Below are 24,724 nucleotides of genomic sequence, written 5' to 3' on the forward strand. Positions count from 1 at the left end.
TTGTCAGTCAAGGGGAGCGGGCAATGACAGTTTGAGCGATTGGCGCTTGATGTTTACGCCGGGAACTGGTTCAATGAAGACACAAGTAATTATACGAAAACAAGGGGGATGGCAGCCATCGGCCAGCGTAATCGACTACAATACATTATTTTAGGTCTATTGAACCAACGCCCCCAGACGGGCTATGACCTGACCAAAGCGTTTGAAAATGAAATTGGGGAGTTTTGGCAGGCCAAGCATAGCCAAATCTATCCGATGTTAAAACGACTCGAGGCGGCGGGGGAGATTACTCACGAGGATACGGTGACTGGCGAAAAGCTGGCGAAAAAACAGTATTCATTGACGCCAGCGGGCCACGAAAAGTTGGTCGCTTGGGTGACGGAACCGTCGCCCGAGTTGACGGCCATCAAGGATGAATTTATATTAAAATTGTACTTTATCAAGTCGATTGCTGATCCGCGGTTACAACCAATGCTACAGGAACAGGCAGGATTGCATCGTGCCCAGCTAGCCCACCTGCGTCAGCGACAGACGACGGTGTTTCCTAATCAAGCGGCAATTGACCAGGCGTACGGGCACTATCTGATTTTGGACCACGCCATCGAACGGGAGGAACACTACGTTGACTGGTTGGAGAAATACTTAGCCCATTAGGTTGATTGTCCGCTACGGCGGCCAGGATGGCGCCGGCTGTGGGGACGCTTCAGCCAAACGGCGGGCTTCTCGCTCGCTTTGAAGCCACGAAGACCACGTGTCTTCAAAGACGCCCATGGCCTAGGTCGGCCTAAAACGCCAACCAAGGCCATTTTCACTGCCGACGCCATCCTGACCACCTGCGCTTAGATAGTCTGTAGATTGTCGATGGCTTTTAATCATTAATAAATGGTTTTAATAATAGCTAATTTTGAGGGTCTGGAGTAACAATTCCAGGCCCCTTTCTATAGCTAATCCCCCCCACTGAAACGTGGAGCCAAAGATAGGTGAATTTAAGATTGATACTGTATACTAGCTATGAACAGGAGGAGATTACATGCAAAAATGGGGAAAATGGTGGCTCGCCGCTTTGCTGGGGTTAGCCGCAATCGGCGCTAGCGGGGTCACGGCTCACGCGGCGACCAGCCAATACTTAACCGGGAATACGGGTTACGTGCGGACTAAAAAGGCCATGTACGTGGGTATTTATCAGAAGAAAAATGGCAAGTATCACCAGGTCAAGGTGAAGAAAAATACGCTGCTGAACGCTGAGGGTACCATGTCAACGGGGGCGGCCAGCGGTGGCGTGAAGACGACGGCCCTGTTCACCTATGGCGTTGTGAACTATGCGCGGGCTAATCAGCTGAAGTATAAAGAACGGGCCACGATTCCGTTTACCAAGGCAAATTTCAAACGGGTCAGTTTGAAGGCACCTATTCGCACGCAAATTTTCAAGGTGGGAAAGGGGTACACTGCCAATAGTGACAACTCCAATGCTGCACCCACGCCCGGCTTTTTCCTGACGCTGGATAACTACTTGCAGTACTATAGTAAGGCGCAGATGGCTAAGGATTCCGAACTCATGAGCCAACGGTGGGCGGGCACGAGTCGAAACTACAAGCCAACGCGTTCGGTGAAAGCGACGAAGGTCACCGTGAAGGGCAACACGACAACGGTTGACTACGCTAAGGCATTGAAGGGACTGCCCAACAAAAAAGTCGGCAAGCACCATTACCGCCTGACGATTACGAATAAGAAGACGAAGGGTAGCTTGGGGATGCTGCCAATGGACGATGTTTTTGATCTGTACGGTACTTGGACCAACTACACCGTCAATGGTAAGCCCTACTTCTTTGGCGAGTTAGAATCCGGGGACTAGCGGATTTTACTCGCAAGTGCTGGCAGACATTATTTGTTGCCAGTAATCAGAAAATAAATGGGTTTAAGACGCTAACAGTTGAGAATTATCAAAATGCTATCTTAGTTGCCATCAGGGCTGGTAAGGTAGCATTTTTTAGTCCGCGTAAATGGATAAGTCAAATTTGGCAGGATTCTCAGTGAATTTTGAACTTTCATCGGTATTAGGGTGACAAATTCCTATCGAATTTCGTTAGTAAAAGTATCAGTATTTTTAACTGACCGACTGGTGAGAAATGACAGTTACTTTTAATGCTCAAGTAATGATTAATAGTAAACGGTTGAGAGTCACCAACATTGATAATTAAAAATAACTGACGCTGAAATAGTCGACTAATGTAGCCGGAGGTTGCCAGGGAGGGTGCCGGCTGTGTCGACGGTGTTGACGGGCGTTCTGTGGCCGTCTACAGCGTGGGGCGGGCTTGGAGATTCGGTGGGCTGCCGAAGCTTCAAGCCGAGCTGGAGGACCGGTTCTCAGGCCGGAAGCGTCCCCCACAGCGGGTGCCCGCCCTGGCGGCCGCAGGCGGCCATTTACTATATCTCAATAAAAAGTTAGGTTGGGTAACTAATGAAGGGCCTAAACACTGGTCTGGCAGATAAAATCGATTATGATAGAGTCGACGGCAAAGGTTAACTTGACGGTTGTTAAGCAATAATCTTGTCAGTTGTTGGTAGGTTAGAAAAGGTAAGTGGGTAGTTAGATATGTGGATTATCAAGTTACCCAGTTTTAGGTATGCTGTACCTGTAAGCGGTTACAAGAATGTGTGCAATTATTTAAACTTTGGGGGAGGTTTTTATCATGAGTAAGCTTCAGTTGTGGAAACAGCGTTTCTTCTACGGATCAACCGACTTGGCCGGAAACTTGATTTGGCAAATTGTTGGCCTGTACCTGTTGTTCTACTACACGACGGTCATGGGAATTTCACCAGCTTTCGTGGGAACGTTGTTCTTAGTCGTTCGATTCATTGATGCCTTTGATGGTGTGGTCTATGGATTTTTAATCGACCACACGCATTCCAAGTATGGAAAATCGCGGCCGTACTTCCTATGGTTCGGGATTCCCCTAGGGATCTTGACCATGGCGCTGTTCTTTAACCCATCATTTGGTGGTAACAAGACGTTCCAATTAGTTTGGATCTCCGTTGTTTACACGCTGTTCAGCCTGGTCTACTCCGGTGCTAACACGCCAATCACTGCCATTCTGCCTAGCCTGACGAAGGACCCTGACGAACGGACGAACTTAGCAAGCGCACGGATGGTAATGACCAACATTGGGACTGCGGTTATCGGCGCAATTTCACTGCCAATGGTTGCTTTCCTGGGTGGAAAGAACGCTGAACGCGGTTGGTCGATCTGGGGTGTCATCATTGGGGCATTGATTATCGTGCTCTTCTTAGGTGCCTTCGCTAACCTGCGTGAACAGGAAACGGAAGAAACACCAGATGGTCCAGAAATTAAGAGTCACCTGTCGGTTAAGGAATCGTTGAAGGGGGCCGCAAAGAACAAGCCGTGGGTCATCTTAAGTCTTAGTTTCATCCTGCTACAAACGTTCTGGGTAATGCGGTTACAGGTAGCCGTTTACTACTTGACCTACGTTTACAAGCGGACAGACTTAGTCGGCCTGTTCAACGGATTGGTTATCTGCGCGGTCATCGGGAACATTTCCATTCCATTCCTCAGCAAGTTTATGAAGCATAAGAGTGTAATGGTGCTGGCGATGCTGACGTTCGCTGTCGGTGAAGCTATGATGGCTTTCAACAGTGTACCGCTGTTATTCGCAGGTAACGTTATTTCCTTGATTGCCATGGGTGCAGCGTTCTCGATTGCCTTCGTTATGATCGCCGACACGGTTGAATATTCACGGTCGGAACTGCACATCGATGAACCCGGTATCTTGTCCTCCGTGCCAATGGTTGGGGCAAAGCTAGGCATGGGCTTCGGTGGCGCGTTAGCTGGTTGGATTCTGGCCTGGGGTGGCTTTGACGCCGCTGCGAAGGTCCAGAGCGCGCATGCTCAGACGGCCATTGGGACTGCCTTTATCTGGTTACCAGTCATCTTCGCCGTTCTGATTGCGGTGATTCTCAGAGCCTACAAGCTGGATGAAGACGAAGTTGCCTCTGCTAAGGCTGCCAAGGATTCCGCCGATAAGGCTGCCCAAACGAAACTACAGAATGATTAATCATAAATTTGTTTGCGGCGAGCCGGATTTTCCGGTCACCGTGACGTTCACACAACCGGCCGCCATTGCTGACTTCCATGTTCAGCCGCGGCGGCCGTTGGTGATTCTATTGCCGGGTGGTGGCTACCGGTTTTACTCGGATAGAGAAAATGAAATTGTGGCGTTGCAATACTTGGCGCAAGGGTTCGCCGTAGCAGTTGTCCAATATCAGTTGGTGACTGACCCACCGGTGTTACCGACCGCGTTGATTCAGTTGGGAATGGTCGTCGCTGAATTTCACCGTCACGCGGCCGCTTACGGTATCAGTTCTGATCACATCCTGGTGGCTGGTTTTTCGGCTGGTGGCCACTTAGCGGCTCTGTACGCAGACCTCTGGCCGTTACTCGGCTGGGATTGCCACGTGGCAACGTCAGAATTAAAAATAGCAGCGTTGGCCTTGGCGTACCCGGTCATTGGGTTGCGGTTAGGCTGGCCGACTGATGAGGCGACCAGAGCGGCCATTACGGCAAAGTGGCCCGCTCATGAGGCGGACCAACTGGTGACGTCACAGAATCCACCGACGTTCATCTGGACAACGGCGGACGACGAAACGGTGCCAGCAAACAACACGGCGTGCTATACGGCAGCACTCCAGCGGCATGGCGTCCCAGTAACCACGAAAATATACCCGCACGGTCCCCACGGACTGAGTCTAGCTCGGGCGGTCACGGCGTTTCCCCGAAAAGCCGGTTCGACAGGGGAGCAATTCATTCGGCCGGACGTAGCGGAATGGTTTACTAAGGAAATGACCTGGTTAGAGAGCCTCTGGCACCTGGATGAGTTTTGGTTGAATCAGGGCTGATGAATGATTTACTCGGGAATCTGGGGTAGGAAAGTTATCTCTGGTTGAATTCGAGATAGCTGTTCAGGACAGTTAACACTTTAACAGTGAAAGAGGATTAGCCTGGTCATGGCTGATAACGGTGCTGAACGTTAGCCGTGAGGTCGGTAAATATGGGCTCAGCCGTGGAACTGCCTTAGCGCGGTGGGTTTCCGTGGTTAGGCAGAGCCGATCTTCAAGACCGCACTTTGGCTTGAAGTCGCGCTCACAGCGTTCCAGCCCATATTTACCGGCCGGTAAGGCGCCAATTTAAACAATCATAAAAAGCGAGTGCAATGAAGAGAGGGGTAATCAAGATGTTGAATGATACGACAACCAAGCAGTCATTGGGGTACAGCGAAGAGTTGAAACGACTGCGAAGCATCAAGCCGACTGGCAAAGTGGATGGTGTCACCAGCTGGATCAAGGAGCGCGACCCCATCCACACCTTTGAACCGCTGGTCTGGGAGACCGTGGCGGGTATCGATGAAAATCCACAATTGCCGACCGATTTATTCAGTCTGCGGCAGGGGACCGAGACGAGCGGGCAACGTGATCTGACCAGCGTGGAAATGAAGGTCGAGATGCAACAAATCGTGGCCATGAACCGGCGGGTCCGCGTCGTGCGGATTGCCCGGATGGACCATTTGACCGCGGATAAGGCCTTGATTTACTTCCACGGTGGCGCCTACTACGGTGGGACACCTGAAGACGTTCTGTTGGCGTTGAAGTTTGTGGCGGAGCAGGCTAACTGTGTGGTATATAACGTAGACTACGCATTGGCCCCCGAACAACCCTATCCGGCTGGCATTCTGGACGGTTTGGCGGTGGTAGCGGCTATGGTCAAATCCTACCGGCACATCTGTGTGGGGGGCGACTCCGCCGGGGGCTCGATTGCCTTAGCGGTCAGCCAGCTGTGTAAATCAATGGGCATCTGCACGATTGAAAGTCACCTATTGTTCTACCCGACCGTCATTCAGGGCTCCGACTTGAACGGCTCCCTGTGGGATGACCACAGTATTGACGTAGTTCCCGAACAGCGAGACGCGCTGCACCGCAGCTATCAGTTATTTGAACAGCTCGACACCATCATGAGTGGCTACTACGTGGCGGATCAGCCAGTTGATTTGACGGCACCGCTACTCTCACCACTCCTGGCTGACCCGGCAATCTTTAAGAACGTTACGTTGCTGGTCGGCGAGTACGATCCGTTCCGACTACAAGATGAGGTCTTCGTCCAGCAGGCCGGTCAGGCCAACGGGGATGCCCACTACTTCAGATACGGAGGTATCAGCCACGCTTTCCTAAACTTTACCGGAAATGTGCCGGCGGTGGAGGACGCACTGGCTATGGGGGCCAAATTGATTTAAAATAGCAGCGAAACGGGGGGATTATTGTGACTTTACGCGATTATCATTTGACGTTACACGACGTGGCCGACCATCAACCGGAGTACTTGGAAACGATCTTTTCACTGGCCAATGGCCACTTCGGGGTCCGTGCCAATGACCCAATCAGCGGCAATCCCATCACCGGGACGCTGATCAACGGTTTCTACGAGACGTCGCCAATTACCTACGGAGAAGCGGGAATTGGCTACGCTCAACAACATCAAACCATTCTAAATCTGTCGGACCTGCGGCACATTCACGTGACGACCGACAGCGGCCACCGCTTCACCAGTAGTGAGCGGACGGTGGTCGACCTGGACTTAACGACCGGGGAATTAACCGAACAATTTGTCTTACAAACGCAACAGGGCGAGACCATTACCATGGGCATGAAGTCCGTAATTGGGCAGCGCCAGACTAACTTTTGGGCGGCCAGCTACAGCTTTACCGCTGGTAACTATACGGGTGGGCTGCTGGTCAGCAAGTCGATTGCTGTGCCCGCTGAGGCGGAATCGATTCCGTCGGCTGACCCCCGGAAAACCCGGATGGCGGGCCTGCCCATCTGTGAAACGCAGTTTGTTTCGCGGGGACTTCAACGCTATCACGTGAAGACTCGGCGGACGAAACAAGCCGTGACCATTTACTTGGGGATGCTTGATAAAACGGCCAGCCTCTTACAGCAACCGGTCGACCTGAGCGATGGCGCGGCGCATAAGCTGGAGTACGAGGTTTACGTTGGTGAAATTGGTGAGCAGAACACGATTGATCCCGCCGCACCATTTCTGGCAAACACGGTTTCAGCTTTGCAGGACGATAGCCGCCAATTTTGGCAGGACGTCTGGCACCGCAGTGAGGTTACTGTTGGTGGCAATGAGGAGTTGAACCTCGCCATCCACTACAACATTTTCCAGCTGAATCAAGCTGCTGGTCGGGATGGGCGGACGAACATTGCTGCGAAGGGCCTCAGTGGGTCTGGTTATGAGGGCCACTACTTCTGGGATACGGAAATGTACATGTTGCCGTACTTCATTTACACCAATCAACAGATGGCGCGGCAACTCTTGCTGTACCGTTACCAAACGTTACCAAAGGCGCGGCAACGGGCGCGGGCGTTGGGTGTTGGCCAGGGGGCACTGTTTGCCTGGCGGACCATCAACGGTGAGGAGGCCTCGGCCTACTTCCCAGCGGGGACCGCGCAGTATCACATTGACGCTGACGTGGCTTACGCTGTGGGGAAGTACTATGAAATCACCCGCGACATCGACTTCATTGAACAGTGTGGGTTTGAAATGGTTCTGGAAACGGCTAACTTCTGGGAGGCCTTTGGCGGCTGGCATCAGGTGGGCACGGAGAACCGATTTGAATTTCACACGGTCACGGGACCCGACGAGTATACGGCGCTGGTCAACAATAATTACTACACGAATCGATTGGCTAAGCACAATTTTGAATTAGTGATCTACTTAGCCAAGGAGATATTAAAGCAAGATCCACACGGGTTAGAGAAATACGGCATTGGCCAGGGGGACTTGGATGTCTTTGAAAACCTGGCGGAACACGTTTACCTGCCGTATAGCGCGGACCTACAGATCAATGAACAGGATGATAGCTTCCTGAGCAAGCCGCGCTGGCCGGTCGACCGGTCGACGCCGGAGAACTTCCCGTTATTGCTGCACTACCACCCGTTGACGATTTATCGCTACCAGATTGCGAAGCAGGCCGATACGTTACTGGCGGACTACCTCTTCCCAGAGGACTTGTCGCCGGAACAGTTGAAGCGCGAATACCGGTATTATGAGGGGGTCACGACCCACGACTCGTCACTGTCCCGGTCGATCTTTAGCATCTTAGCAGCCCGGATGGGTGATCCAGAAAAGGCCTACGGATACTTCATGGATACGGCACAAATGGACCTGGTCAACCTGCAAAAGAATACGGCGGATGGCCTCCATTTGGCCAATCTAGGTGGCAGCTGGTTAGCACTGGTGGCGGGTTTCTCTGGCTTCTACGTGCAAGACGAGGTCGTGCATTTCAACAATCACCTACCTAAGGAAATCACCAAACTGACGTACCGGATGAAGATTGCGGCCAGTGTCTTAGAGATTGAACTCACGGCTAACGATACCAACGTCACGGTCATCAGCGGGCCAATTCCGACCTACGGCGTGAGCGTGGATGGTGAATTGATTTCGTTGGTAAAGGTGGGCTAAGTTAAATCGGGTTGGCTGGCAGTACTAGCAGGTAGCTACAGAGATGGTTGCCGTGGCGGCTGGTCAATCGAATGTATAAAAGTGGCCCCTAACCGTGGTAAAAACCTCGGTTAGGGGCCACTTTAGTGACTGAAGTTAAAAGTTGAAAGGCCCACCATGCCTGATACAGCAAGGATTGGGTATTGGAGGTTAGTCAGACATAGTGGGAAAGTTCCGCCTTACCGTTCGCCAAATTTGGACTGGAACGCGGTGGGAAGGACGGGACAAGCCAAAGGGCGGTCTTGCCCCTCGCTTGAAGCCGCAAAGCACGTTTTCAAGTCGCCATTTTCAAGAAAATCACTTGAAAATCCCACGGCTGAGTCCAAAGTTGACTCACTCTCGGCTACTTAGTGTCGCGCCAGTAATATTGCATAAGCGCTGTTATCCAGGTAGTTAAACTAGCTTAGTTTCCAAGCACCCATTTAACCGGAGGTGGTCAGAGGTGGAGCCAGCTGTGTCGACGGTGTTAGCCGATTTTCGGCTTACAGCGTGGGACGTGTTTGAAGACTGGTGGTTTTCCAGGCTTCAAACCGAGCCGGAGGACCGCTTCTCAGGCCGGAGGCGTTCCCCACAGCAGGCGGAATCTCTGACCTCCGCAGGTGGAAGTCAATAACGTCTTGCTATTCTTGGTTTGATAACGGTTTTCGGCCTTTCAACCTTTAGACAAACAGTTTAGTAAGCAGTGTGATCGTTAGTAAAATCATGGTCGCCACCTGAATGACCTGGGTGGACAAGTAGTTGGCAACGTGTTGCCGCCAAAGCTTGCGACCGAACCAGAAATAGGTGATCAACATTAGCCAGAGATAGTAACCGAAGGCTAACTGTAAAAAGGTGGCGGTCGTTAGACTTGTGACCATCAGTAAGACGGCAACGAGACAGTAGAAGTCATAGATAATAAAGATGGTTTTCGCGTTCTTGATAAGTGCCCCTCCTTAAATGTTCCCCTGAGACCCATCCAATTATAACAGATACTTATTTGGCTAGGGCCTGAATTTATAGCGGTGGTGTTTGACCACTAAACGACTAGATATCAGGTATACTGAGGACATGAATATTTAATGGAGGTTGATTAAGATGACAGTCACAATTATGAACGCCCAGATTACCGATCTGACGCAAATCATGGTCATTGAGAATGCCGGTTTCTCAGTAGCTGAGGCGGCCAGTGAGGCCAGCATGGCCGAACGAATCCAGCAGATTCCAGATACTTTTTTGGTTGCCAAACAGGGCCCTGAAGTGCTGGGCTACGTGGTGGGGCCGGCGTTTGACCGCCGTTACCTGACCGATGACCTCTTTGCCAAGTCGACACCTAATGCCGCTGGGGCACCGTACCAAACGGTGCTGAGCTTGGCAGTTAGTCCACAGCATCAGGGTGAGGGCGTTGGTGGGCAACTTCTGACGGCGCTGGCTAAGGTTGCCCGACAGGAAAGTCGCCAAGCCATCACACTGACCTGCCTGAAGCGATTGGTCCCCTTCTATGAGGCCAATGGGTACGTGAACGAAGGCGTCTCCGCCTCGGCCCATGCGGGTGAGACCTGGTACAACCTGGTCTTACCGTTGATGGACTAGCTGATTAATTTCAATCCCATAGTAGCGCCCAGAATCACCGTCACCCAGAGCAACTTCCGCCAGTCCTTGGACTCGTGGAAGAAGAGCATGCCAGTGATGACCCCGCCGGCGGCACCGATTCCCGTCCAAACAGCGTAGGCGGTCCCCATCGGCAGGGTGTTCAGGGCGAGTTCCAGACCACCAAAACTAAAGGTAAAGGCCAGGATCATCAGTCCCCATAGCCACCATTTATGGGCGTGAAGGGCCCAGTTCATGAAGGTGACGCCCAACATTTCGCAGAGTCCTGCGACAATTAAGAATAGCCAAGCCATGATTAGTTTCCTCCTTGAGTTGTGGTGAACTGGAGGCCACCGATACCGATGACCAGCAATCCGACCAAGACGAGTTTACTGAAACTGATGGGTTCACTGAAGGCCAGCACACCCACGGCGGTCGTTCCCAGCGTTCCGAGTCCAACGTAGACCGCGTAGGCGGTTCCGGCGGGGATGACCTGACTGGCGCGAATCAACAAGTAGAAGCTGAGGAGCACCGCGAGGCCAGTTAGTCCCCATTCCCAAGGGGTGGTCGCGTGTTTGAAGCCCACGACCCAGCTGACCTCAAAGAGGGCACCTAAGACGACGAGTAACCACTGTTTAAGCATAAATACCGTTCCTCCTTAATCCTCACGACCAAATAAAAAGCCTGAGAAATATTGCCGAATTAACGACAATATCTCCCAGGCTTTTTCCCTTCCGTGGCCGTAGCCGCGGCTACGGGTTCTCTCTCGGACCAGACCCATGGTAGTGGCGGAACCCTAGAGAACTTTCTTCAGTTGTGAGTCAGTAGCGCTAGCTTAGCACATTTTGAAAAGAGGGGCAAGCTGGACGTGAAAATGCGTGTAAGAAACCGTGATAACAACGCTTTTACCCAGATAAGTGACGAATTTCACGAAAAATACAATCGATTGTATTTCCGTCCTGATAGGATTTTTACGGATTTTCTGAAAATTATTGTGCGAATCTCCCCCTTAAAAACGTCAAATGCGATGCTATACTGAAAACGATTTAAAAATGACTGTACCGGTCATTCATAGCTTTGGAAAAAGGTGCCGCGGGTCACGGCCCCCGGCGTAAATATGGAGGTAGCAATTATGCAACTCGGAAGTATTGAAGCTGGGGGAACTAAATTTGTTTGTGCAGTTGGTAACGAAGATTACCGTGTGCAAGACAAGGTGCGGATCCCAACGACCACCCCAGAAGAAACGTTAAGCAAAACCATCGACTACTTTAAGCAATTCCCAGAAATCAAGGCAATTGCCATTTCATCATTTGGTCCCATTGAACTGCGGCACAACTCGCCGAAGTACGGTTATATCACGGACACGCCTAAGAAGGGCTGGTCCAACACCGACTTTGTGGGGCGGCTCAAGCAGGATTTGGACGTGCCAATGTACTGGACGTCCGACGTCAATGGCTCGGCCTATGGTGAATACGTTATGTCGACACTGTTTAATGAAAACATCAACTCACTGGTCTACTTTACGATTGGGACTGGCGTTGGTGCTGGGGCGATTATCAACGGTAACTTTGTGGGGAGCTTAGGCCATCCCGAAATGGGGCACGTTCGCTTGAAGCGGCATCCTGATGATTTAGACTTTCCCGGGATCTGTCCGTTTCATGGGGACTGCTTGGAGGGATTAGTCAGCGGACCAACGTTCGACGCGCGGCTGGGGAAACCCGGTAAGGACGTGCCACTGACGGATCACGTGTGGGATATTTTAGCCTACTACGTGGCGCAAGCAGCCCTGCAGGAAACGTTGATGTTGCGGCCTGACAAGATCATCTTCGGTGGCGGTGTCGTCAGTGAAGACTTCTTGGTCAAGGTCCGGGCCGAATTCGACAAGCTATTGAACGGCTACGTCAGCGTTGGCAATCTGGAAGATTACATCGTGATGCCAACGGTTAAAGACAACGGTTCAGCCACGCTAGGTGACTTTGCCTTAGCACTCAATGAGTATAACAAGTGAGAGAGGGAGAACTAAATTATGAAAGCCTTAGTATTAACTGGAACCAAGCAAATGGAGATTCAAGACCTCGCCAAGCCAGAAGTTAAAGCGGATGAAGTGTTAGTTAACACCGCCTACGCTGGAATTTGTGGAACCGACCGCGCATTGTACGCGGGCCTTCCTGGTTCTGCCGATGCTGTGCCACCAATCGTTTTGGGTCATGAAAACTCTGGAATTGTTGCTGCCATTGGTAGCGATGTGACCAACGTGAAGGTTGGCGACCGGGTAACGGTTGACCCTAACATCTACTGTGGCCAATGCGAATACTGCCGGACTGACCGTCCAGAACTCTGTGATGACTTGTCTGCCGTTGGGGTTACTCGCGATGGTGGGTTGGAAGAATCCTTTACGGCACCTTCCTCCGTTGTTTACCCAATTCCTGACAGTGTTTCCTTAAAGGCCGCCGCAACCACTGAACCAATTTCTTGTGCGGTTCACGGGGTTAAATTACTCGACTTGACGCCATATCAAAAGGCCTTGGTCATCGGTGATGGTTTCATGGGGCAATTATTTGTGCAATTATTACAAGCTTACGGCGTACACCAAGTGGACTTTGCCGGCATCAACGACAAGAAGTTGGCTTTCAACAAGGAAAAATTTGGCGTTACGAACACCTTCAACACCAAGCATGAGAGCTTACCAGCCGACTACGACGTTGTGATCGAAGCCGTTGGGTTGCCACAAACGCAGGAACAAGCTGTTGAAGCAACTAAGAAGGGCGCTCAAGTCTTGATGTTTGGTGTGGGGAAGCCTAACCAGACTTTCTCCATGAACACCTACGAAGTTTACCAAAAGCAATTGAAGATCCAAGGGGCTTTCATTAACCCATACGCTTTCGAAGATGCCATTGCTTTGTTGGCTAGCGGTCAATTGGACGTGGAATCTTTGATCAGCCACGAAGTTAGTTTGGAACAAGTCGAAGATGTATTGAATGGTAAGGTTGCCGGCGTCAGCAAGGCTGTCGTCAAGGTTGCTGACTAGTCACGTAAAGGTAAGGGATAATCATGAAAGCTGAAGCAGTGAGTGATTTGAATGAGGGGGCGTCAGGCGTGGAATTAACTGGTCAACGAACCATTTCAATGTCCAAAGCAATTTCGTACTTCGCCCTGTCGCTGGTCATCAACTCAGCAGGAAACGTGCTGACGTTGGTCACAAGTGCTAAGATTCATCCGTCCTTCTTGGGGGCGGCGTATTGGTCAGCCGCGGAGGCCAACCTGGGGACGGCCTTCCACTGGAATTTGTTCTGGGCGTTCCTGATCATGGGATTCTTGACCGCAGTCTTAAACGCGGTCCTGATTCACCACTGGGACTGGAAACGAATCGCTGGGAACATGGTCTTCATGGTACCGTTCTCCGCGTTGATCCAAGTCTTTGAAGACTTCTTTGACGGCAAGTATCCCGCATTGTTTGCGGGCCTGCCAGACGCGCACAGTGCCGGGATGATCATCTTCTACATCGCCCTGAACTTCTTGGGGGTGGCCTTCATTGCGGTGGCCATTTCCATCTACCAACGGGTCAACCTAGTCTTGCATCCAGCCGATGATTTGATGCAGATTCTCCGGTTCCGGTACTTTAAGGGGCAAGCTGCTAAGGCGATGTGGGCATCGTACATTCCACCAACCATTATGGCCATCATTGCGATCATCATTACCCGGCAATTCACCAACTTCGGTCTGGGGACCGTCTTTGCCTTCCTGGCACAGGGTGGAATCACTGGGGTCGCTGACCGCGTCATCTTCCCTAAGCTGAAGCATCAGGCTGTGGATGTTGGTAAATAACGACTGAAAAAAGAAAGAGGCGTCCTTTAACATGGCAATTAATGACTTTATTACTGGGATTCAACACGTCGGCATTCCTTCCGCCGATTTGGACAAGACCATTGCGTTTTACAAGTCTTTAGGTTTTGAACAGGCCGGGCTATTTCCTAACGGGGCTAACCGGTGTGCCTTCATGCGATTCGGCAATTTGACGATTGAAACGTGGGAAGGCGACCCAACCAATCCAACGGCTGGTGCCATCAACCATATTTCATTGAACACGACTGACGTCGATCAGGCCTTCGCTGCTGCTAAGGAACAGGGCTTGGACTTGGTCAACGATGAGATTCAATCTATCCCATCCTTCTGGGACAAGGGCATTCGGTTCTTTAACATTTTAGGACCTAATCACGAAACGATTGAATTTTGTCAGATTCTCAAATAAGTAAGTTAGTGGTCACGCAATTCTGGGGGGATGGCGTGACCACTAACCCTTCAAGTGAAACGTTCAGCGGGAAATTTCACGAGGACTGGCCCGGCGCTGCCAGCAAAGGGCTAGCTTGATTCCTATGTGAATAACCAGCAAAAAAAGTTGTGGCTACGGCCGCAACTTTTTTTATCGTCAATTTTATTAGGTTGAAACGTGCAATCTCAACGTTACTTAACCTCGATAGACAAACAATCTAAAGGTTGAAAGTACTGAAACACCCACTATGCTTGATATAACAAGGATTGGGTGTAGGGGTTTAGTCAAATATGGCGGGAAATTGTTGCCTTACCGTTCGCCAAATTTTGCCTGGAACGCGGTGGGAAGGACGGGGCAAGCCAAAGAGCGGTCTTGCCCCTCGCTTGAAGCCGCAAAGCACGTCTCCAAGTCGTTCAAGAAAATCACTTGAAAATTCCACGGCTGAGTCCAAATTTGACTCACTCTCGGCTACCTAGTGGCGCGCCAATAATATTGCGTAAGTGCTGTCATTTAGGCATCTAAGCTAGCTTATTCTCCAGGAACCTATTTAACCGGAGGTGGTCAGAGGTGGAGCCAGCTGTGTCAACGGTGTTAGCCGATTTCGGCTTACAGCGTGGGACGGGTTTGAAGACTGGTGGTTTTTCCAGGCTTCAAACCGATCCGAAGGACCGCTTTTCAGGCCGGAGGCGTTCCCCACAGCAGGCGGAATCTCTGATTGCCTCCGGTGGCTGGGTGAGACGAATTTAAGTCGATAATGCTTTACTAGTCTTGGCTTGATAACGGTTTTCGCACGCTGTTATTACTGCAATTTTTGCGTTAAAACTTGTTGCAGGCTGGCGTCCATCCCAGCGAAGTTGAACCGGAAGGATTGCTTAGTGGCACCGTAAATGGGGCCAGGCTTAACCAGGATTTGGTTAGCCAACAGGTCGTTGAAGATGTTGGGGTCGGCCTGAGTGACCCACAGATAGAAGCCGCCCCGGGGTGTGATAAATTCCCAGTTGGGTCGCTCTTGGCGAAAGATAGCCGTCACGGCTTCACGGCGGGTGGCCAGTTCGGCGGTGAGCTTGGTAATTTCAGCGGTAAAGGTGTCGCTACTGAGGGCCAAGTGTGCCATGACCTGGGCCAACATGCTGGGTACGATGTCGAGCTTTTTTTGAACCTGGAGCAACCGTTGGCCAATGGCTTGCGGTGCGACGATCCAGCCCAGACGGGTCGTGGAACCCAGCAGTTTGGAGAGGGAGCTGATGTAAATGACGTTCTCAGGCGCCAGAGACTTGAACGTTGGGACGACATCTTCCTTGGGTACGAGCCAGCCAAACACATCATCCTCAATGATGGCAACTTGGTAGGACTGGCACAGGTGCAGGATTCGTTGGCGTTCGGCTAGCGGCATGACCCGACCGGTTGGGTTTTGGAAGGTGGGATTAAGTATTAATAACTTAATTCGATGTTTAAGAATTACGTCCTCCAGTACGTCGAGGTCTAAGCCATTAGGTGTCGTTGGGACAGCGTAAGTCTTTACACCGATGGTCTTAAAAATGGCACTGGAGTTGAAGTAGGAGGGCGAGGCAAATGCCACAGCGTCGCCCATTTGTAGGAGACTTCTGAGTATTAATAACAAAGACTGTTGGGCACCACCAGTAATAATTAACGACTGGTTGGTGGTCTTAAACTGGTTACGCTGCGTGTGGAGTCGACTAATTGTATGAATCAATGGCTGATAGCCCGCGTCCTGCTCCTGTTTCTGAGCCATTAAGAAACTTCGCCAGTCCATCTGAAGGGAGCCAAGTTGCGGAATTAAAGCCATTGGTAGTTCGTTAGCAGCACCGTCGATTAGATGGCCCTTGTCCAACGCCCGTGCTTGGAGGAGTTTACTCTGATAGGTGTCATCACGAGAAGAACCCGCGTTTTCCAGGAAGACATTCCAGTTTACTTTAGTTGTGAGTGAATTAACTTGTGGGAGCTCGGAAATAAAGGTACCGCTTCCAGTTTTCTTGACCAGGAGGCCACTCGCGGTGAGTTCCATGAAGGCCCGAGTCACGGTCGACCGGTCAACGTGAAGTAACTTCGCCAGGTCTCGTTCTGCGGGGAGTCGTTGTCCGGGAAGTAGCTTGTCCTCTTGGATGAGGCGCTTAACCAGTTGGGTGATGGCGAGGTATTTTGGCTTAATGGGTGGGAGATCTTCGTGCCAATTAATCATGAGCAATTTTCCTTTCTTTTGCCCCCAGTATAGTAATTGGCTGGATTAAAAACAAGCCAATTGGCCGTTGTGATTTTTTCACAAAAAACCAATACTAGAACGTGTAGGAGGAGATCACATGGAAAACGTCTTAACGATTGCTGGATCAGACAGTCTGGCCGGCGGTGGTATTCAAGCCGATTTGAAAACGTTTGAAGAGCTCAACGTCTTTGGCGTGAGTGCTCTGACCAGTGTGGCGAGCATCACGCCAACCAACTTAACCCTTCATCAGTTACCCACAGCGGTAATCGTTGACCAGTTGACGTCGATTCTGACGCAATTGCCGATTCATTTCGCTAAGACGGGTCTGCTGGGTGATCTGGCCACCTTGGAGGTCGTGTGTGCACAGCTCGAGTCAACCACGACACAGGTGGTGGTCGACCCGGTCCTGGTCTTTAAGGAAGGGCAGTCACAATTACAAGCAACTTACATAACCGCCGTCAAGCAACGGCTACTCCCGTTGGGTTACGTGACAACGCCAAATTTGGCGGAAGCGGCGCAACTGAGTGGGATGACCATCACCAACAAGACGGAGATGGTCGAAGCGGCCAAACGAATTCAGGCAACGGGTTGCCCCAACGTGGTCATCAAGGGTGGTAATCGGTTGACTGGGGACGTGGCCAGCGATTATCTGAGAATGGGCAGTGTAGATTATTGGTTTGAGAGTCCAAAGATCGATCGGCAGACGACCGATGGTGCTGGGTGTACCTTCTCCGCGGCAATTACTGCGCAACTGGCGAAGGGCCAAGCGTTACCGGAAGCTGTCGAGGTGGCCAAGCGGTTCGTCCACATGGGAATCACCCATGGTGTAAGCATTAGCGAGCGGCTAGGCAGTGTTTGGCAGGGAGCAAGTCGACAATGGGAGGAAGAGACAAAATGAAACGTGGATCATTAAGAGAAAACACTTTAGCAGCTGTGCTGATTGCCATGACCGTGGCGTTGTCAATTTTGGTCGTTATCCCCATTCCCGCAACCAAAGGGATGGTGACACTGTGTGAGGTGGGTATCTACACCAGTGCCATTCTTTACGGCGGCCGGATGGGTTTTCTAGTCGGTGGTGCCAGTGGGTTCCTGATCGATATCTTAACGGGTTATCCAGTTTGGTGCCTGTTCTCGTTGGTCATTCACGGGACGCAAGGCTTGGCAGTCGGGTATTTTACCCCACAAAACAACAAGTCAATCAAAACAATGATTGTGCCACTACTGATTGGCAGCGTTATCATGGTCGTTGGGTACTTTTTTGCCACGGCCTTACTGTTTGGCTGGCCCGCGGGGTTAGCTTCAATCTTCAGTAATATTATTCAAGTTGGATTCGGCATGGTGGTCACGTTGTCAATCGTGGGCAGCCTTGCCAAGTTGAAACCAAATTTAGTTTAGTCTAGGGAGTGTGTGTTGGTATGTTGGATATTAATTTGGATGAGTTGAAACAGCAGTTAGCTAAAATTGTACAAGACGTCTTGGACGCCGCAAAATTACACCGAGGAGACCTCTTCGTCTTAGGGTGCTCAACTAGTGAAATCGTCGGGGGCCACATCGGTAAGAATTCCGATTTGGATGTTGGGATGGCCGTTATCGAGACCCTACGGAGTAAATTAGAACCACTTGGCGTTCATTTAGCTGTCCAGGGGTGTGAACACATCAACCGGAGCGTGGTTGTTGAACGTGAAGTGGCAGAGAAGAAAGGCTTTGAAATTGTCACGGTTGTGCCAGCTATGCACGCTGGCGGGGCTGGCTCCATCGCCGCCTTCAAGCAATTCAAGGATCCCGTTGAAGTTGAACATATCGTTGCACAAGCCGGGTTGGACATTGGTGACACGTCAATCGGGATGCACGTCAAGTTCGTTCAGGTTCCCGTTCGTCCATCACAATTGGAATTAGGCGGCGCACACGTTACGGCACTACGGTCACGGCCAAAGTACGTCGGCGGCCCTCGTGCCAACTACGACCCAATCCAGTAAGATTTGCCGTCTTCGGCTGGCAGTCTGTGAGCGATTTTATTACGATGTTATTTTAACTAAATTGAAACTATACAAATAGAAAGAGGATTGAGACAACTGGGATTACCTAGCTGTTTCAATCCTTTTGCGTTAATGTGGATATTTGATAGTTTTAAGAAATAAGATATTGTGGTTATTTTTATCAACGCGGCATAAGTTTTTTTGCAGTTAACCCAATCGTAGCTGGAGGTTGTCAGGGTGGGGCCAGCTGTGTCGGTGGCGTTAGCTCGGTGATTTACCGAGGTTACGCCACGGGACGAGCTTGGAAACACGCGTTTCTGTCGTGGTTTCAAGTCGAGCTGGAGGACCGGTTCATAGGCCGGAAGCGGTCCCCACAGCAAGCCGGCACCCTGACAACCGGAGGCGGAAATTATAGTGTAATTGTGATAGCAAAGACGTGCTGGTTAGCAGTGAGCCGCCAATGCTTGGGGTCCTGATCCATGGCAACAGCTGGATGACACATAAGCTGCTGGATGTCTGCTTTGGCTGCGACGGTCAGTAGTTCTACACTGGTTTCGCGGGTCGTTAGTTCGGGCAATGTAGGGGAAGTTGCCACGTAGTAGTGGCCCTCCTGGTTGTGGTATTCAGTCGCAATAATGGGGTAAACGGTCCGTTTTTTCATAATAAGCTCCCTTGGTTGTTTGGCCAAGTATACCCGTTGGTTGCGGGAAAACCAAGTAAAATTGTAAACGTTTACATTTTTTTTACAATGAAATCAATCGTCGCATAATTGTATTTGGCAATCAGGGATTGCAGTGCTTGATGATTCAACGTATATTAACTAAAGGTTGAAAATACTGAAACACCCACTATGCTTGATACAACAAGGATTGGGTATTGGGTTTTAGTCAGACATAGTTGGAAATTATCGCCTTACCGTTCGCCAAATTTGGACTGGAACGCGGTGGGAAGGACAGGACAAGCCAGAAGGCGGTCGTCCCCTCGCTTGAAGCCGCAAAGCACGTCTTCAAGTCACCATTTTCAAGAAATTCACTTGAAAATCCCCCGGCTAAGTCCAAATTTGACCCACTCTCGGCTACCTAGTGGCGCGCCAATAATTCTGAATAAGTACTGTCATTCAAGCATTTAAGTTAGCTTAGTTTCCAAGAATCCGTTTAACCGGAGGAGGTTAGAGGTGGAGTCAGCTGTGTCGACGGTGTTAGCCGATTCTCGGCTTACAGCGTGGGACGTGTTTGGAGACTGGTGGTTTTTCCAGGCTTCAAACCGAGCCGCAGGACCGCTTTTCAGGCCGGAGGCGTTCCCCACAGCAGGCGGAATCTCTGACCGCCGCAGGTGGCTGGGTGAGGCTAATTTTAAGTCGATAACGCTTTTCTATTCTCGGTTTGATAACAGTTTCCGAACTTTCAACCTTTAGGTATATTAAGCTTTACGGCATGAAGTTGTTTGATGAAAGCAGAAAGGAAGTTTACTGAATGAATGCACCTAGACTAGCCAGGGCAGCCCTGTCGCCCGTTGAATTTACTAGCATTGAGCAGGAGGAGGACCACTTACTACAGTTTGGTGACTTACAAGGTCAGACAGTAGAAGAAATGGTGCAGGAACATCCGATGATTGATCAGTGCTATTTCAAAGGCATGACGTTTTTAAACGATACCTTTGATCGGTTTGAACTAACGGATGTTGTCTTTGAAAATTGTACGCTGGCGAATTGCCAATTGACCGGTGCCAGTTGGTATCGGGTGCAGTTTCAGAACTGTAAATTGGTGGGTTCCACGCTGGACCACGCCGTTTTGAAGGATGTGGCTTTTCAGGATTGTGATTTATCATTAGCTAATCTCAACCAGGCAAAACTCACGAACGTTACGTTTACTGATTCCCGGTTGAAGGAATTGAACTGCTTGGACACCCAGTTGCGTCAGGTAAAGTTGGTTGGCTGTGATTTAGATGCCGCTGACTTTACGGAAACGTCGTTGAAAAAGACCGACTTAACGACCTGTTCGTTTACCACGCTGCAAGCAACGGCATTGGATGTCCGCGGCTGTCAGATGACCACGGAGCAGGCAGCGTACTTTGCCCAACTTTTTCTTGGCATTGACTGGCTAGCGTGAAATGGTCGTGGCAGCCAAACGAATCTCGGCGGGGAGCATGTCAGCACCGTTGATCCGGTCTAACAACCGATCGATGGCGGTCTTACCCAACTGATTGATGGGCTGGCGAGCAGTGACGATGGGTTGAGGGAGAAAGTCAAACCAGTCCTGATCGTCAAATCCTCCCAGTTGAAGGGTGGGGAGGGCTAACTCGGGTAATTTCCGAAGAACGCCTTCCATGATGGTATTGTCGGCGACAAAGAGGCCATCACACTTCTGGTTGACCAGCAGTTGGCGGGTCATCTGCGGAACGTTACTGTTATCTGTACGAGCCGTGGCCTCAATTGCGGGATCGGGTTCCAGGCCAGCTGCAATGAGGGCTTGCTGGTATCCCTGCAGGCGTTCAGCAGCGGTAAAAGACACGGCACTGTTGATGATGCCGACGCGCTGGGCACCTTGCGTAATCAGTTGCGCGACGATGTCTTGCGTTCCTTGGACATTATCGACTAAGACCCGGTCGAAGGGCGTTTCAATGCCAGCGGGTGGCATACGGTCCACGAAGACGGCCGGTGTGTCACCCAGGATGGCGGCGTAATCCGTGGGACCGCCGGCACTGGTGATAATGACGCCGTCCACCTGCTTTTCCAGCATCAAGTTGAGCGCGTTGGCCTCCTTAGCCAGACTTTCGTCAGTATTCACGATTAAAACGTCATACCCAGCCTTGCCAGCGGCGTCCTCAATCGCCCGAATCAGGCGGGTGAAGAAGTCGTTCAGAATATCGGGGATGATGACGCCGAGGGTGTGGGTCTGTTGTAGCCGGATGCTGCGAGCAAGCCCATTGGGATGGTACCCAAGATTATTGGCGATGTTTTGAATCTTCTGGCGCGTGTCGCGTTTGACACGGGGGCTTTGGCTGAGCGCCCGCGAAACGGTAGCTTCTGAGACGCCTGCCGCCTTTGCCACATCTTTAATGGTTACTTTTCCAGTCAATCAGAGTCACCTCTTATTAATAAGATTTCGGTTTATTAGGACTAAAAATAAGCGCACTGTCCAATGAATTATCACCTATGGTAGCGTTTTAGGTGGACTAGCGTCAACTTATCTTGAAAAATGATGAAAAAATGCAAAAAAAGACTTGCGTAATCTTGGACATAAATGCTAAAATTATTACCTGTTGAGTCAGTAATGACGTCAATTCTTGGGCTATAGCCAAGTGGTAAGGCAACGGGTTTTGATCCCGTGATGCGCTGGTTCGAACCCAGCTAGCCCAATTCGTTATGCCTTAAACGCTACCGATTAGCAAGCAATTGCTATGACGGTAGTTTTTTTTTCGGCCAAATTAAGTTGAACTTGCAAGTAAAGTTCCGGTGGTAAAAAAAGATTTTCAGAAAAATAAGTCTTATTTTTGGTAGCGCTTAATTACTTGTTGCACAAGCAAAAACAGTGAGTTAAACTAGGGCAGTAAGTAGTAGGAAAAGTTTTGCCAAAAACTATATTCGTTATGAATTGATTGAATATATTTTGATTTAATCGTATAAATTATACGGTGTGGCGTCTATTAATTTTACTTATCGGTTGACAGGGGAAAATCTAGGCGATATAATGCAGTTAAATTAAATACGTATTAAGCCGTGATTAGAAGATTATTAGCGGGTTGATGGGTTTTAGCGAGCGATGTTTGGTGGGAGATCGTATTTCTAAATCCGTGAAGACACTTCTTAGGCTGGCAGCGCGTCTGGCTACCCGTTCGGAAATTTTAGGAACGTTATCAATAAAGTGAAACTATTTAAGGTGGTACAGCGTCATGCGCCCTTGCAATTGCAAGGGCGCTTTTTTGTACAATTTTTTAATTAGATATTTAATGGCATGTTAGAAAAAGAAGACTGATAAGGGGGTAACGATTATGTCCAAACATAAAACGAGCCACGGTTCTGGATGATTTACGATAGCTTGGTGAATTTTCTGTAAGTGTGTTAGTTCTTGCGGGGCTTTAACACGTAAATAGAGATAAGTATCGTGACCTCCCGGAGTCTAATCAGCTCCGAAAACTAAAATAACTCATTTCATTTTGGTTTTTTTTGGAGATTAAATTATTACCGTTGGCAAGGGCCTAGTCAAGCGATTGGGCCCTTTTTGTGGTGCCCTAAATTTCATTGTTGGTGCTTTCACATATTGCAATGAAATAAAGTAAGTGTTATAACAAAGAAGGATGAAAACGATTACAGAGCCCCGCAAGCTTAAATTGTTGAATCCACAACTACTGGCCAGTAGAAAAAAATATACTTAACGTGTTTCTTCTTATAACTTGAACCGATTATTTGAGTTTTGAAGAAGGGCGTTAGAAATGAGGGCTATTCTTATGACTGTCAAAGATGTTGTGGCAAATGCTGATTTAGCTACTTTTAATAAGATTGACGAATCAGGTTTAGACAAATTCACCAAACTATCAAATTTCGAAGTTTCTGCAATTTTCCTGGAATACGCTGCAAAGAACATCAGAAATAACCGGGTTATCAACGCCGGCCGTGGGAATCCTAACTGGATCAACACGACTGCCCGTCTGGCTAACCAAAAGTTAGTTAACTTCGGTGTTGAAGAATCAAAGCGTACCTTTGAACGTGATGATGGTGCCATGGCCGGCTTTATTGAAGGCGAAGGCGTTGCTGATCGTTTCTTAGCTACCTTATCAGATACGGATTCAACTGATCAATTCCTACGTTCTGCATTCGACTACTGTGTCGACAAGTTAGGTTTTGATAAGGATGCATTCGTTAAAGAATTATTAGACGGAGTAATTGGTAACAACTACCCTGTTCCTTCTCGTGCACTCAAATACACGGAACAAATTTTGAACGCTTACTTACAAAAGAACTTATACAAGGGTGTCGACCTGGCTGGTGAGACTGATGTCTTCCCAACTGAAGGTGGGACTGCCGCAATGGTTTACTTATTCCAAGAATTAAAGCAATCACATATTTTAAACCCTGGTGACACTATTGCTATTAACTCACCAATCTTCACGCCTTACTTACAAATTCCTGAATTAGCAGAATACAACTTGAAGATCGTTAAGTTGGCTGCTGACGAAGATGACAACTGGCAGATGACTGACGAGCAAATGGATACTTTGAAGGACCCATCTATCAAGGGCTTCTTCGATGTTAACCCTACTAACCCTTCAGCTCGTGCCTACAGTCCTCACACTCTTGATAAGTTCAAAGAAGTCGTTGAAGCTAACCCTAACTTAGTGGTTATTTCAGATGATGTTTACGGAACCTTCGCAGATGACTATCAATCAATCTACGCTGCTATTCCTCACAACACCCTGTTAGTTTACTCATTCTCTAAGCTTTACGGTGCAACTGGCCAACGCTTAGGTTTGATTGCTGCTAACAAGAACAACGTTTGCGACCGGATTATCAAGGAAGTTACGAACAACGATAAGTCCATCAAGGATGCTATGGAAGAACGTTACTCCATGGTCGTTCCAGAACCAAACGAAATGAAGTTTATTGACCGGACTGTTGCTGACAGCCGTGCTATCGGCCTGTACCATACTTCTGGTCTGTCAACTCCTCAACAAATCATGATGGATCTGTTCGCTTTGAACAGCTTGATCACTGATGATGTTGATGATTACCTGTTGACTTCTAAGAAAGTCGTTAACTACCGTTACCACGCCCTTTGGGATGAAATCGGTGTTAACGTTGACAACTCACATGCCAACACGAAGTACTACACGTTGGTTGACATTTATGACTTGGTTGAAAAGGTTCATGGCGAAGAATTTGGGAAGTACTTCCGTTCTCAATACTCTTACCTGAGCTTCCCATACAGATTAGCTAAGGAATTCGGTGCCGTTGTTATGGACGCTTCTGGATTTGGTGCTCGTAAGGGTTACGTCCGGATCTCATTAGCTAACTTAACTTCCGATGATTACCGCGATCTTGCTAAGTGCATTAAGTCATTGATCGACGAGTACTACATGGAATTTCAACAAGATCAAAAAGCATAAAAAATAATCACGTTTAGGAA

The 24,724-nt window shown here is 49.6% G+C and carries 22 protein-coding genes, 1 tRNA gene and 1 riboswitch; of the genes, 17 read left to right on the top strand and 6 right to left on the bottom strand.

From position 1 onward, the window contains the following. Positions 1-117 precede the first annotated feature (117 nt). The 6 genes from EKM87_RS01005 to EKM87_RS01030 all read left to right on the top strand — a co-directional run bounded on the left by EKM87_RS01005 (position 118) and on the right by EKM87_RS01030 (position 8,530). Positions 118-654 carry a PadR family transcriptional regulator gene (locus EKM87_RS01005; RefSeq protein WP_191988545.1) on the top strand — a complete coding sequence of 179 codons (537 nt, stop codon included), beginning with the start codon at positions 118-120 and terminating at the stop codon, positions 652-654. Positions 655-1,030: 376 nt separating this feature from the next. Next, positions 1,031-1,852, top strand: coding sequence for a hypothetical protein (locus tag EKM87_RS01010; RefSeq protein ID WP_125680919.1), 822 nt, complete (start codon positions 1,031-1,033; stop codon positions 1,850-1,852). 838 nt (positions 1,853-2,690) lie between these two features. Further along, entirely contained in the window at positions 2,691-4,070 is a 1,380-nt protein-coding gene (locus EKM87_RS01015) for an MFS transporter (RefSeq protein ID WP_125680921.1), read from the top strand. After that, positions 4,063-4,911, top strand: a complete 849-nt coding sequence (locus tag EKM87_RS01020) for an alpha/beta hydrolase (RefSeq protein WP_164506402.1) — start codon at positions 4,063-4,065, stop codon at positions 4,909-4,911. The genes EKM87_RS01015 and EKM87_RS01020 overlap by 8 nt, the downstream gene beginning before the upstream one ends. Positions 4,912-5,225: 314 nt before the next feature. Continuing rightward, positions 5,226-6,299, top strand: a complete 1,074-nt coding sequence (locus tag EKM87_RS01025; RefSeq protein WP_225428367.1) for an alpha/beta hydrolase fold domain-containing protein — start codon at positions 5,226-5,228, stop codon at positions 6,297-6,299. A gap of 26 nt (positions 6,300-6,325) precedes the next feature. Next, positions 6,326-8,530: a glycoside hydrolase family 65 protein gene (locus EKM87_RS01030; RefSeq protein WP_125680925.1), complete on the top strand. Its 2,205-nt coding sequence runs from the start codon at positions 6,326-6,328 to the stop codon at positions 8,528-8,530. A 698-nt stretch (positions 8,531-9,228) separates the two neighbouring features. On the opposite strand, the gene EKM87_RS01035 is transcribed toward EKM87_RS01030, so the two are convergent. Then, the gene (locus tag EKM87_RS01035; RefSeq protein ID WP_125680927.1) at positions 9,229-9,426 is read right to left on the bottom strand and encodes a hypothetical protein; all 198 of its coding nucleotides are present in this window, start codon (positions 9,424-9,426) and stop codon (positions 9,229-9,231) included. 217 nt (positions 9,427-9,643) lie between these two features. Between EKM87_RS01035 and EKM87_RS01040 the strand changes: the two genes are divergently transcribed. Continuing rightward, complete coding sequence (locus tag EKM87_RS01040; RefSeq protein ID WP_125680929.1) at positions 9,644-10,138, top strand: GNAT family N-acetyltransferase; 495 nt, start codon at positions 9,644-9,646, stop codon at positions 10,136-10,138. Here the strand turns inward: EKM87_RS01040 and EKM87_RS01045 are convergent. Together EKM87_RS01045 and EKM87_RS01050 are read right to left on the bottom strand one after the other, a co-directional pair. Beyond that, positions 10,135-10,449, bottom strand: coding sequence for a DMT family transporter (locus tag EKM87_RS01045; RefSeq protein ID WP_125680931.1), 315 nt, complete (start codon positions 10,447-10,449; stop codon positions 10,135-10,137). The two genes, EKM87_RS01040 and EKM87_RS01045, sit on opposite strands and share 4 nt — an antisense overlap. 2 nt (positions 10,450-10,451) lie before the next feature. Next, entirely contained in the window at positions 10,452-10,778 is a 327-nt protein-coding gene (locus tag EKM87_RS01050; RefSeq protein WP_125680933.1) for a DMT family transporter, read from the bottom strand. Positions 10,779-10,848: 70 nt separating this feature from the next. Next, positions 10,849-10,946, bottom strand: a riboswitch (guanidine-I (ykkC/yxkD leader). Between the two features lie 321 nt (positions 10,947-11,267). Here EKM87_RS01050 and scrK point away from each other — a divergent pair. From scrK to EKM87_RS01070, 4 genes are read left to right on the top strand one after another with little or no spacing between them, the layout of a single operon-like run. Next, positions 11,268-12,143 carry a fructokinase ScrK gene (gene scrK, locus EKM87_RS01055; RefSeq protein WP_125680935.1) on the top strand — a complete coding sequence of 292 codons (876 nt, stop codon included), beginning with the start codon at positions 11,268-11,270 and terminating at the stop codon, positions 12,141-12,143. 18 nt (positions 12,144-12,161) lie between these two features. Next, positions 12,162-13,163: a zinc-dependent alcohol dehydrogenase family protein gene (locus EKM87_RS01060; RefSeq protein ID WP_125680937.1), complete on the top strand. Its 1,002-nt coding sequence runs from the start codon at positions 12,162-12,164 to the stop codon at positions 13,161-13,163. A gap of 23 nt (positions 13,164-13,186) precedes the next feature. Next, positions 13,187-13,960: a fructose permease gene (locus EKM87_RS01065; RefSeq protein ID WP_125680939.1), complete on the top strand. Its 774-nt coding sequence runs from the start codon at positions 13,187-13,189 to the stop codon at positions 13,958-13,960. A gap of 31 nt (positions 13,961-13,991) precedes the next feature. Next, a complete protein-coding gene (locus EKM87_RS01070; protein WP_125680941.1) occupies positions 13,992-14,384 on the top strand; it encodes a VOC family protein in 393 nt (130 codons plus the stop codon). An 820-nt stretch (positions 14,385-15,204) separates the two neighbouring features. On the opposite strand, the gene EKM87_RS01075 is transcribed toward EKM87_RS01070, so the two are convergent. Next, positions 15,205-16,605 (bottom strand): aminotransferase-like domain-containing protein, encoded by a 1,401-nt coding sequence (locus EKM87_RS01075; RefSeq protein ID WP_125680943.1) that lies wholly within the window; start codon positions 16,603-16,605, stop codon positions 15,205-15,207. 118 nt (positions 16,606-16,723) lie between these two features. On the opposite strand from EKM87_RS01075, the gene thiD reads away from it, so the two are divergent. Genes thiD through EKM87_RS01090 form a run of 3 tightly spaced genes read left to right on the top strand, consistent with a single transcriptional unit; the run spans position 16,724 to position 18,602 of the window. Next, entirely contained in the window at positions 16,724-17,524 is an 801-nt protein-coding gene (thiD, locus tag EKM87_RS01080) for a bifunctional hydroxymethylpyrimidine kinase/phosphomethylpyrimidine kinase (protein ID WP_125680945.1), read from the top strand. Next, positions 17,521-18,021, top strand: a complete 501-nt coding sequence (locus EKM87_RS01085) for an ECF transporter S component (RefSeq protein ID WP_125680947.1) — start codon at positions 17,521-17,523, stop codon at positions 18,019-18,021. Before thiD ends, EKM87_RS01085 begins: the two co-directional genes overlap by 4 nt. Before the next feature lie 20 nt (positions 18,022-18,041). Continuing rightward, positions 18,042-18,602, top strand: coding sequence for a TIGR01440 family protein (locus EKM87_RS01090; protein WP_125680949.1), 561 nt, complete (start codon positions 18,042-18,044; stop codon positions 18,600-18,602). A 409-nt stretch (positions 18,603-19,011) separates the two neighbouring features. Here EKM87_RS01090 and EKM87_RS01095 read toward each other — a convergent pair whose 3' ends face one another. Next, complete coding sequence (locus EKM87_RS01095; protein ID WP_125680951.1) at positions 19,012-19,263, bottom strand: hypothetical protein; 252 nt, start codon at positions 19,261-19,263, stop codon at positions 19,012-19,014. 811 nt (positions 19,264-20,074) lie between these two features. Here EKM87_RS01095 and EKM87_RS01100 point away from each other — a divergent pair. Next, positions 20,075-20,710 carry a pentapeptide repeat-containing protein gene (locus tag EKM87_RS01100; RefSeq protein WP_125680953.1) on the top strand — a complete coding sequence of 212 codons (636 nt, stop codon included), beginning with the start codon at positions 20,075-20,077 and terminating at the stop codon, positions 20,708-20,710. Here the strand turns inward: EKM87_RS01100 and EKM87_RS01105 are convergent. Next, positions 20,702-21,679, bottom strand: coding sequence for a LacI family DNA-binding transcriptional regulator (locus EKM87_RS01105; RefSeq protein WP_125680955.1), 978 nt, complete (start codon positions 21,677-21,679; stop codon positions 20,702-20,704). The two genes, EKM87_RS01100 and EKM87_RS01105, sit on opposite strands and share 9 nt — an antisense overlap. A gap of 209 nt (positions 21,680-21,888) precedes the next feature. Here EKM87_RS01105 and EKM87_RS01110 point away from each other — a divergent pair. Both EKM87_RS01110 and EKM87_RS01115 read left to right on the top strand, forming a co-directional pair. Continuing rightward, a tRNA-Gln gene (locus EKM87_RS01110) sits at positions 21,889-21,960 on the top strand. A gap of 1,088 nt (positions 21,961-23,048) precedes the next feature. Further along, on the top strand, positions 23,049-24,704 hold the full coding sequence (locus EKM87_RS01115; RefSeq protein WP_125680957.1) for a bifunctional aspartate transaminase/aspartate 4-decarboxylase: 1,656 nt from the start codon (positions 23,049-23,051) through the stop codon (positions 24,702-24,704). Positions 24,705-24,724: the final 20 nt, after the last annotated feature.

It is taken from the genome of Levilactobacillus yonginensis, from assembly GCF_003946265.1.
Taxonomy (GTDB): domain Bacteria; phylum Bacillota; class Bacilli; order Lactobacillales; family Lactobacillaceae; genus Levilactobacillus; species Levilactobacillus yonginensis.

Excerpts from the sequence above, each read along its gene's own strand:
- EKM87_RS01010 (WP_125680919.1), top strand. The coding sequence starts at position 1,031 with ATGCAAAAATGGGGAAAATGGTGGCTCGCCGCTTTGCTGGGGTTAGCC.
- EKM87_RS01015 (WP_125680921.1), top strand. The coding sequence starts at position 2,691 with ATGAGTAAGCTTCAGTTGTGGAAACAGCGTTTCTTCTACGGATCAACC.
- EKM87_RS01020 (WP_164506402.1), top strand. The coding sequence starts at position 4,063 with ATGATTAATCATAAATTTGTTTGCGGCGAGCCGGATTTTCCGGTCACC.
- EKM87_RS01025 (WP_225428367.1), top strand. The coding sequence starts at position 5,226 with ATGAAGAGAGGGGTAATCAAGATGTTGAATGATACGACAACCAAGCAG.
- EKM87_RS01035 (WP_125680927.1), bottom strand. The coding sequence starts at position 9,426 with ATGGTCACAAGTCTAACGACCGCCACCTTTTTACAGTTAGCCTTCGGT.
- EKM87_RS01040 (WP_125680929.1), top strand. The coding sequence starts at position 9,644 with ATGACAGTCACAATTATGAACGCCCAGATTACCGATCTGACGCAAATC.
- EKM87_RS01045 (WP_125680931.1), bottom strand. The coding sequence starts at position 10,449 with ATGGCTTGGCTATTCTTAATTGTCGCAGGACTCTGCGAAATGTTGGGC.
- EKM87_RS01050 (WP_125680933.1), bottom strand. The coding sequence starts at position 10,778 with ATGCTTAAACAGTGGTTACTCGTCGTCTTAGGTGCCCTCTTTGAGGTC.
- scrK (WP_125680935.1), top strand. The coding sequence starts at position 11,268 with ATGCAACTCGGAAGTATTGAAGCTGGGGGAACTAAATTTGTTTGTGCA.
- EKM87_RS01060 (WP_125680937.1), top strand. The coding sequence starts at position 12,162 with ATGAAAGCCTTAGTATTAACTGGAACCAAGCAAATGGAGATTCAAGAC.
- EKM87_RS01065 (WP_125680939.1), top strand. The coding sequence starts at position 13,187 with ATGAAAGCTGAAGCAGTGAGTGATTTGAATGAGGGGGCGTCAGGCGTG.
- EKM87_RS01070 (WP_125680941.1), top strand. The coding sequence starts at position 13,992 with ATGGCAATTAATGACTTTATTACTGGGATTCAACACGTCGGCATTCCT.
- EKM87_RS01075 (WP_125680943.1), bottom strand. The coding sequence starts at position 16,605 with ATGATTAATTGGCACGAAGATCTCCCACCCATTAAGCCAAAATACCTC.
- thiD (WP_125680945.1), top strand. The coding sequence starts at position 16,724 with ATGGAAAACGTCTTAACGATTGCTGGATCAGACAGTCTGGCCGGCGGT.
- EKM87_RS01085 (WP_125680947.1), top strand. The coding sequence starts at position 17,521 with ATGAAACGTGGATCATTAAGAGAAAACACTTTAGCAGCTGTGCTGATT.
- EKM87_RS01090 (WP_125680949.1), top strand. The coding sequence starts at position 18,042 with ATGTTGGATATTAATTTGGATGAGTTGAAACAGCAGTTAGCTAAAATT.
- EKM87_RS01095 (WP_125680951.1), bottom strand. The coding sequence starts at position 19,263 with ATGAAAAAACGGACCGTTTACCCCATTATTGCGACTGAATACCACAAC.
- EKM87_RS01100 (WP_125680953.1), top strand. The coding sequence starts at position 20,075 with ATGAATGCACCTAGACTAGCCAGGGCAGCCCTGTCGCCCGTTGAATTT.
- EKM87_RS01115 (WP_125680957.1), top strand. The coding sequence starts at position 23,049 with ATGACTGTCAAAGATGTTGTGGCAAATGCTGATTTAGCTACTTTTAAT.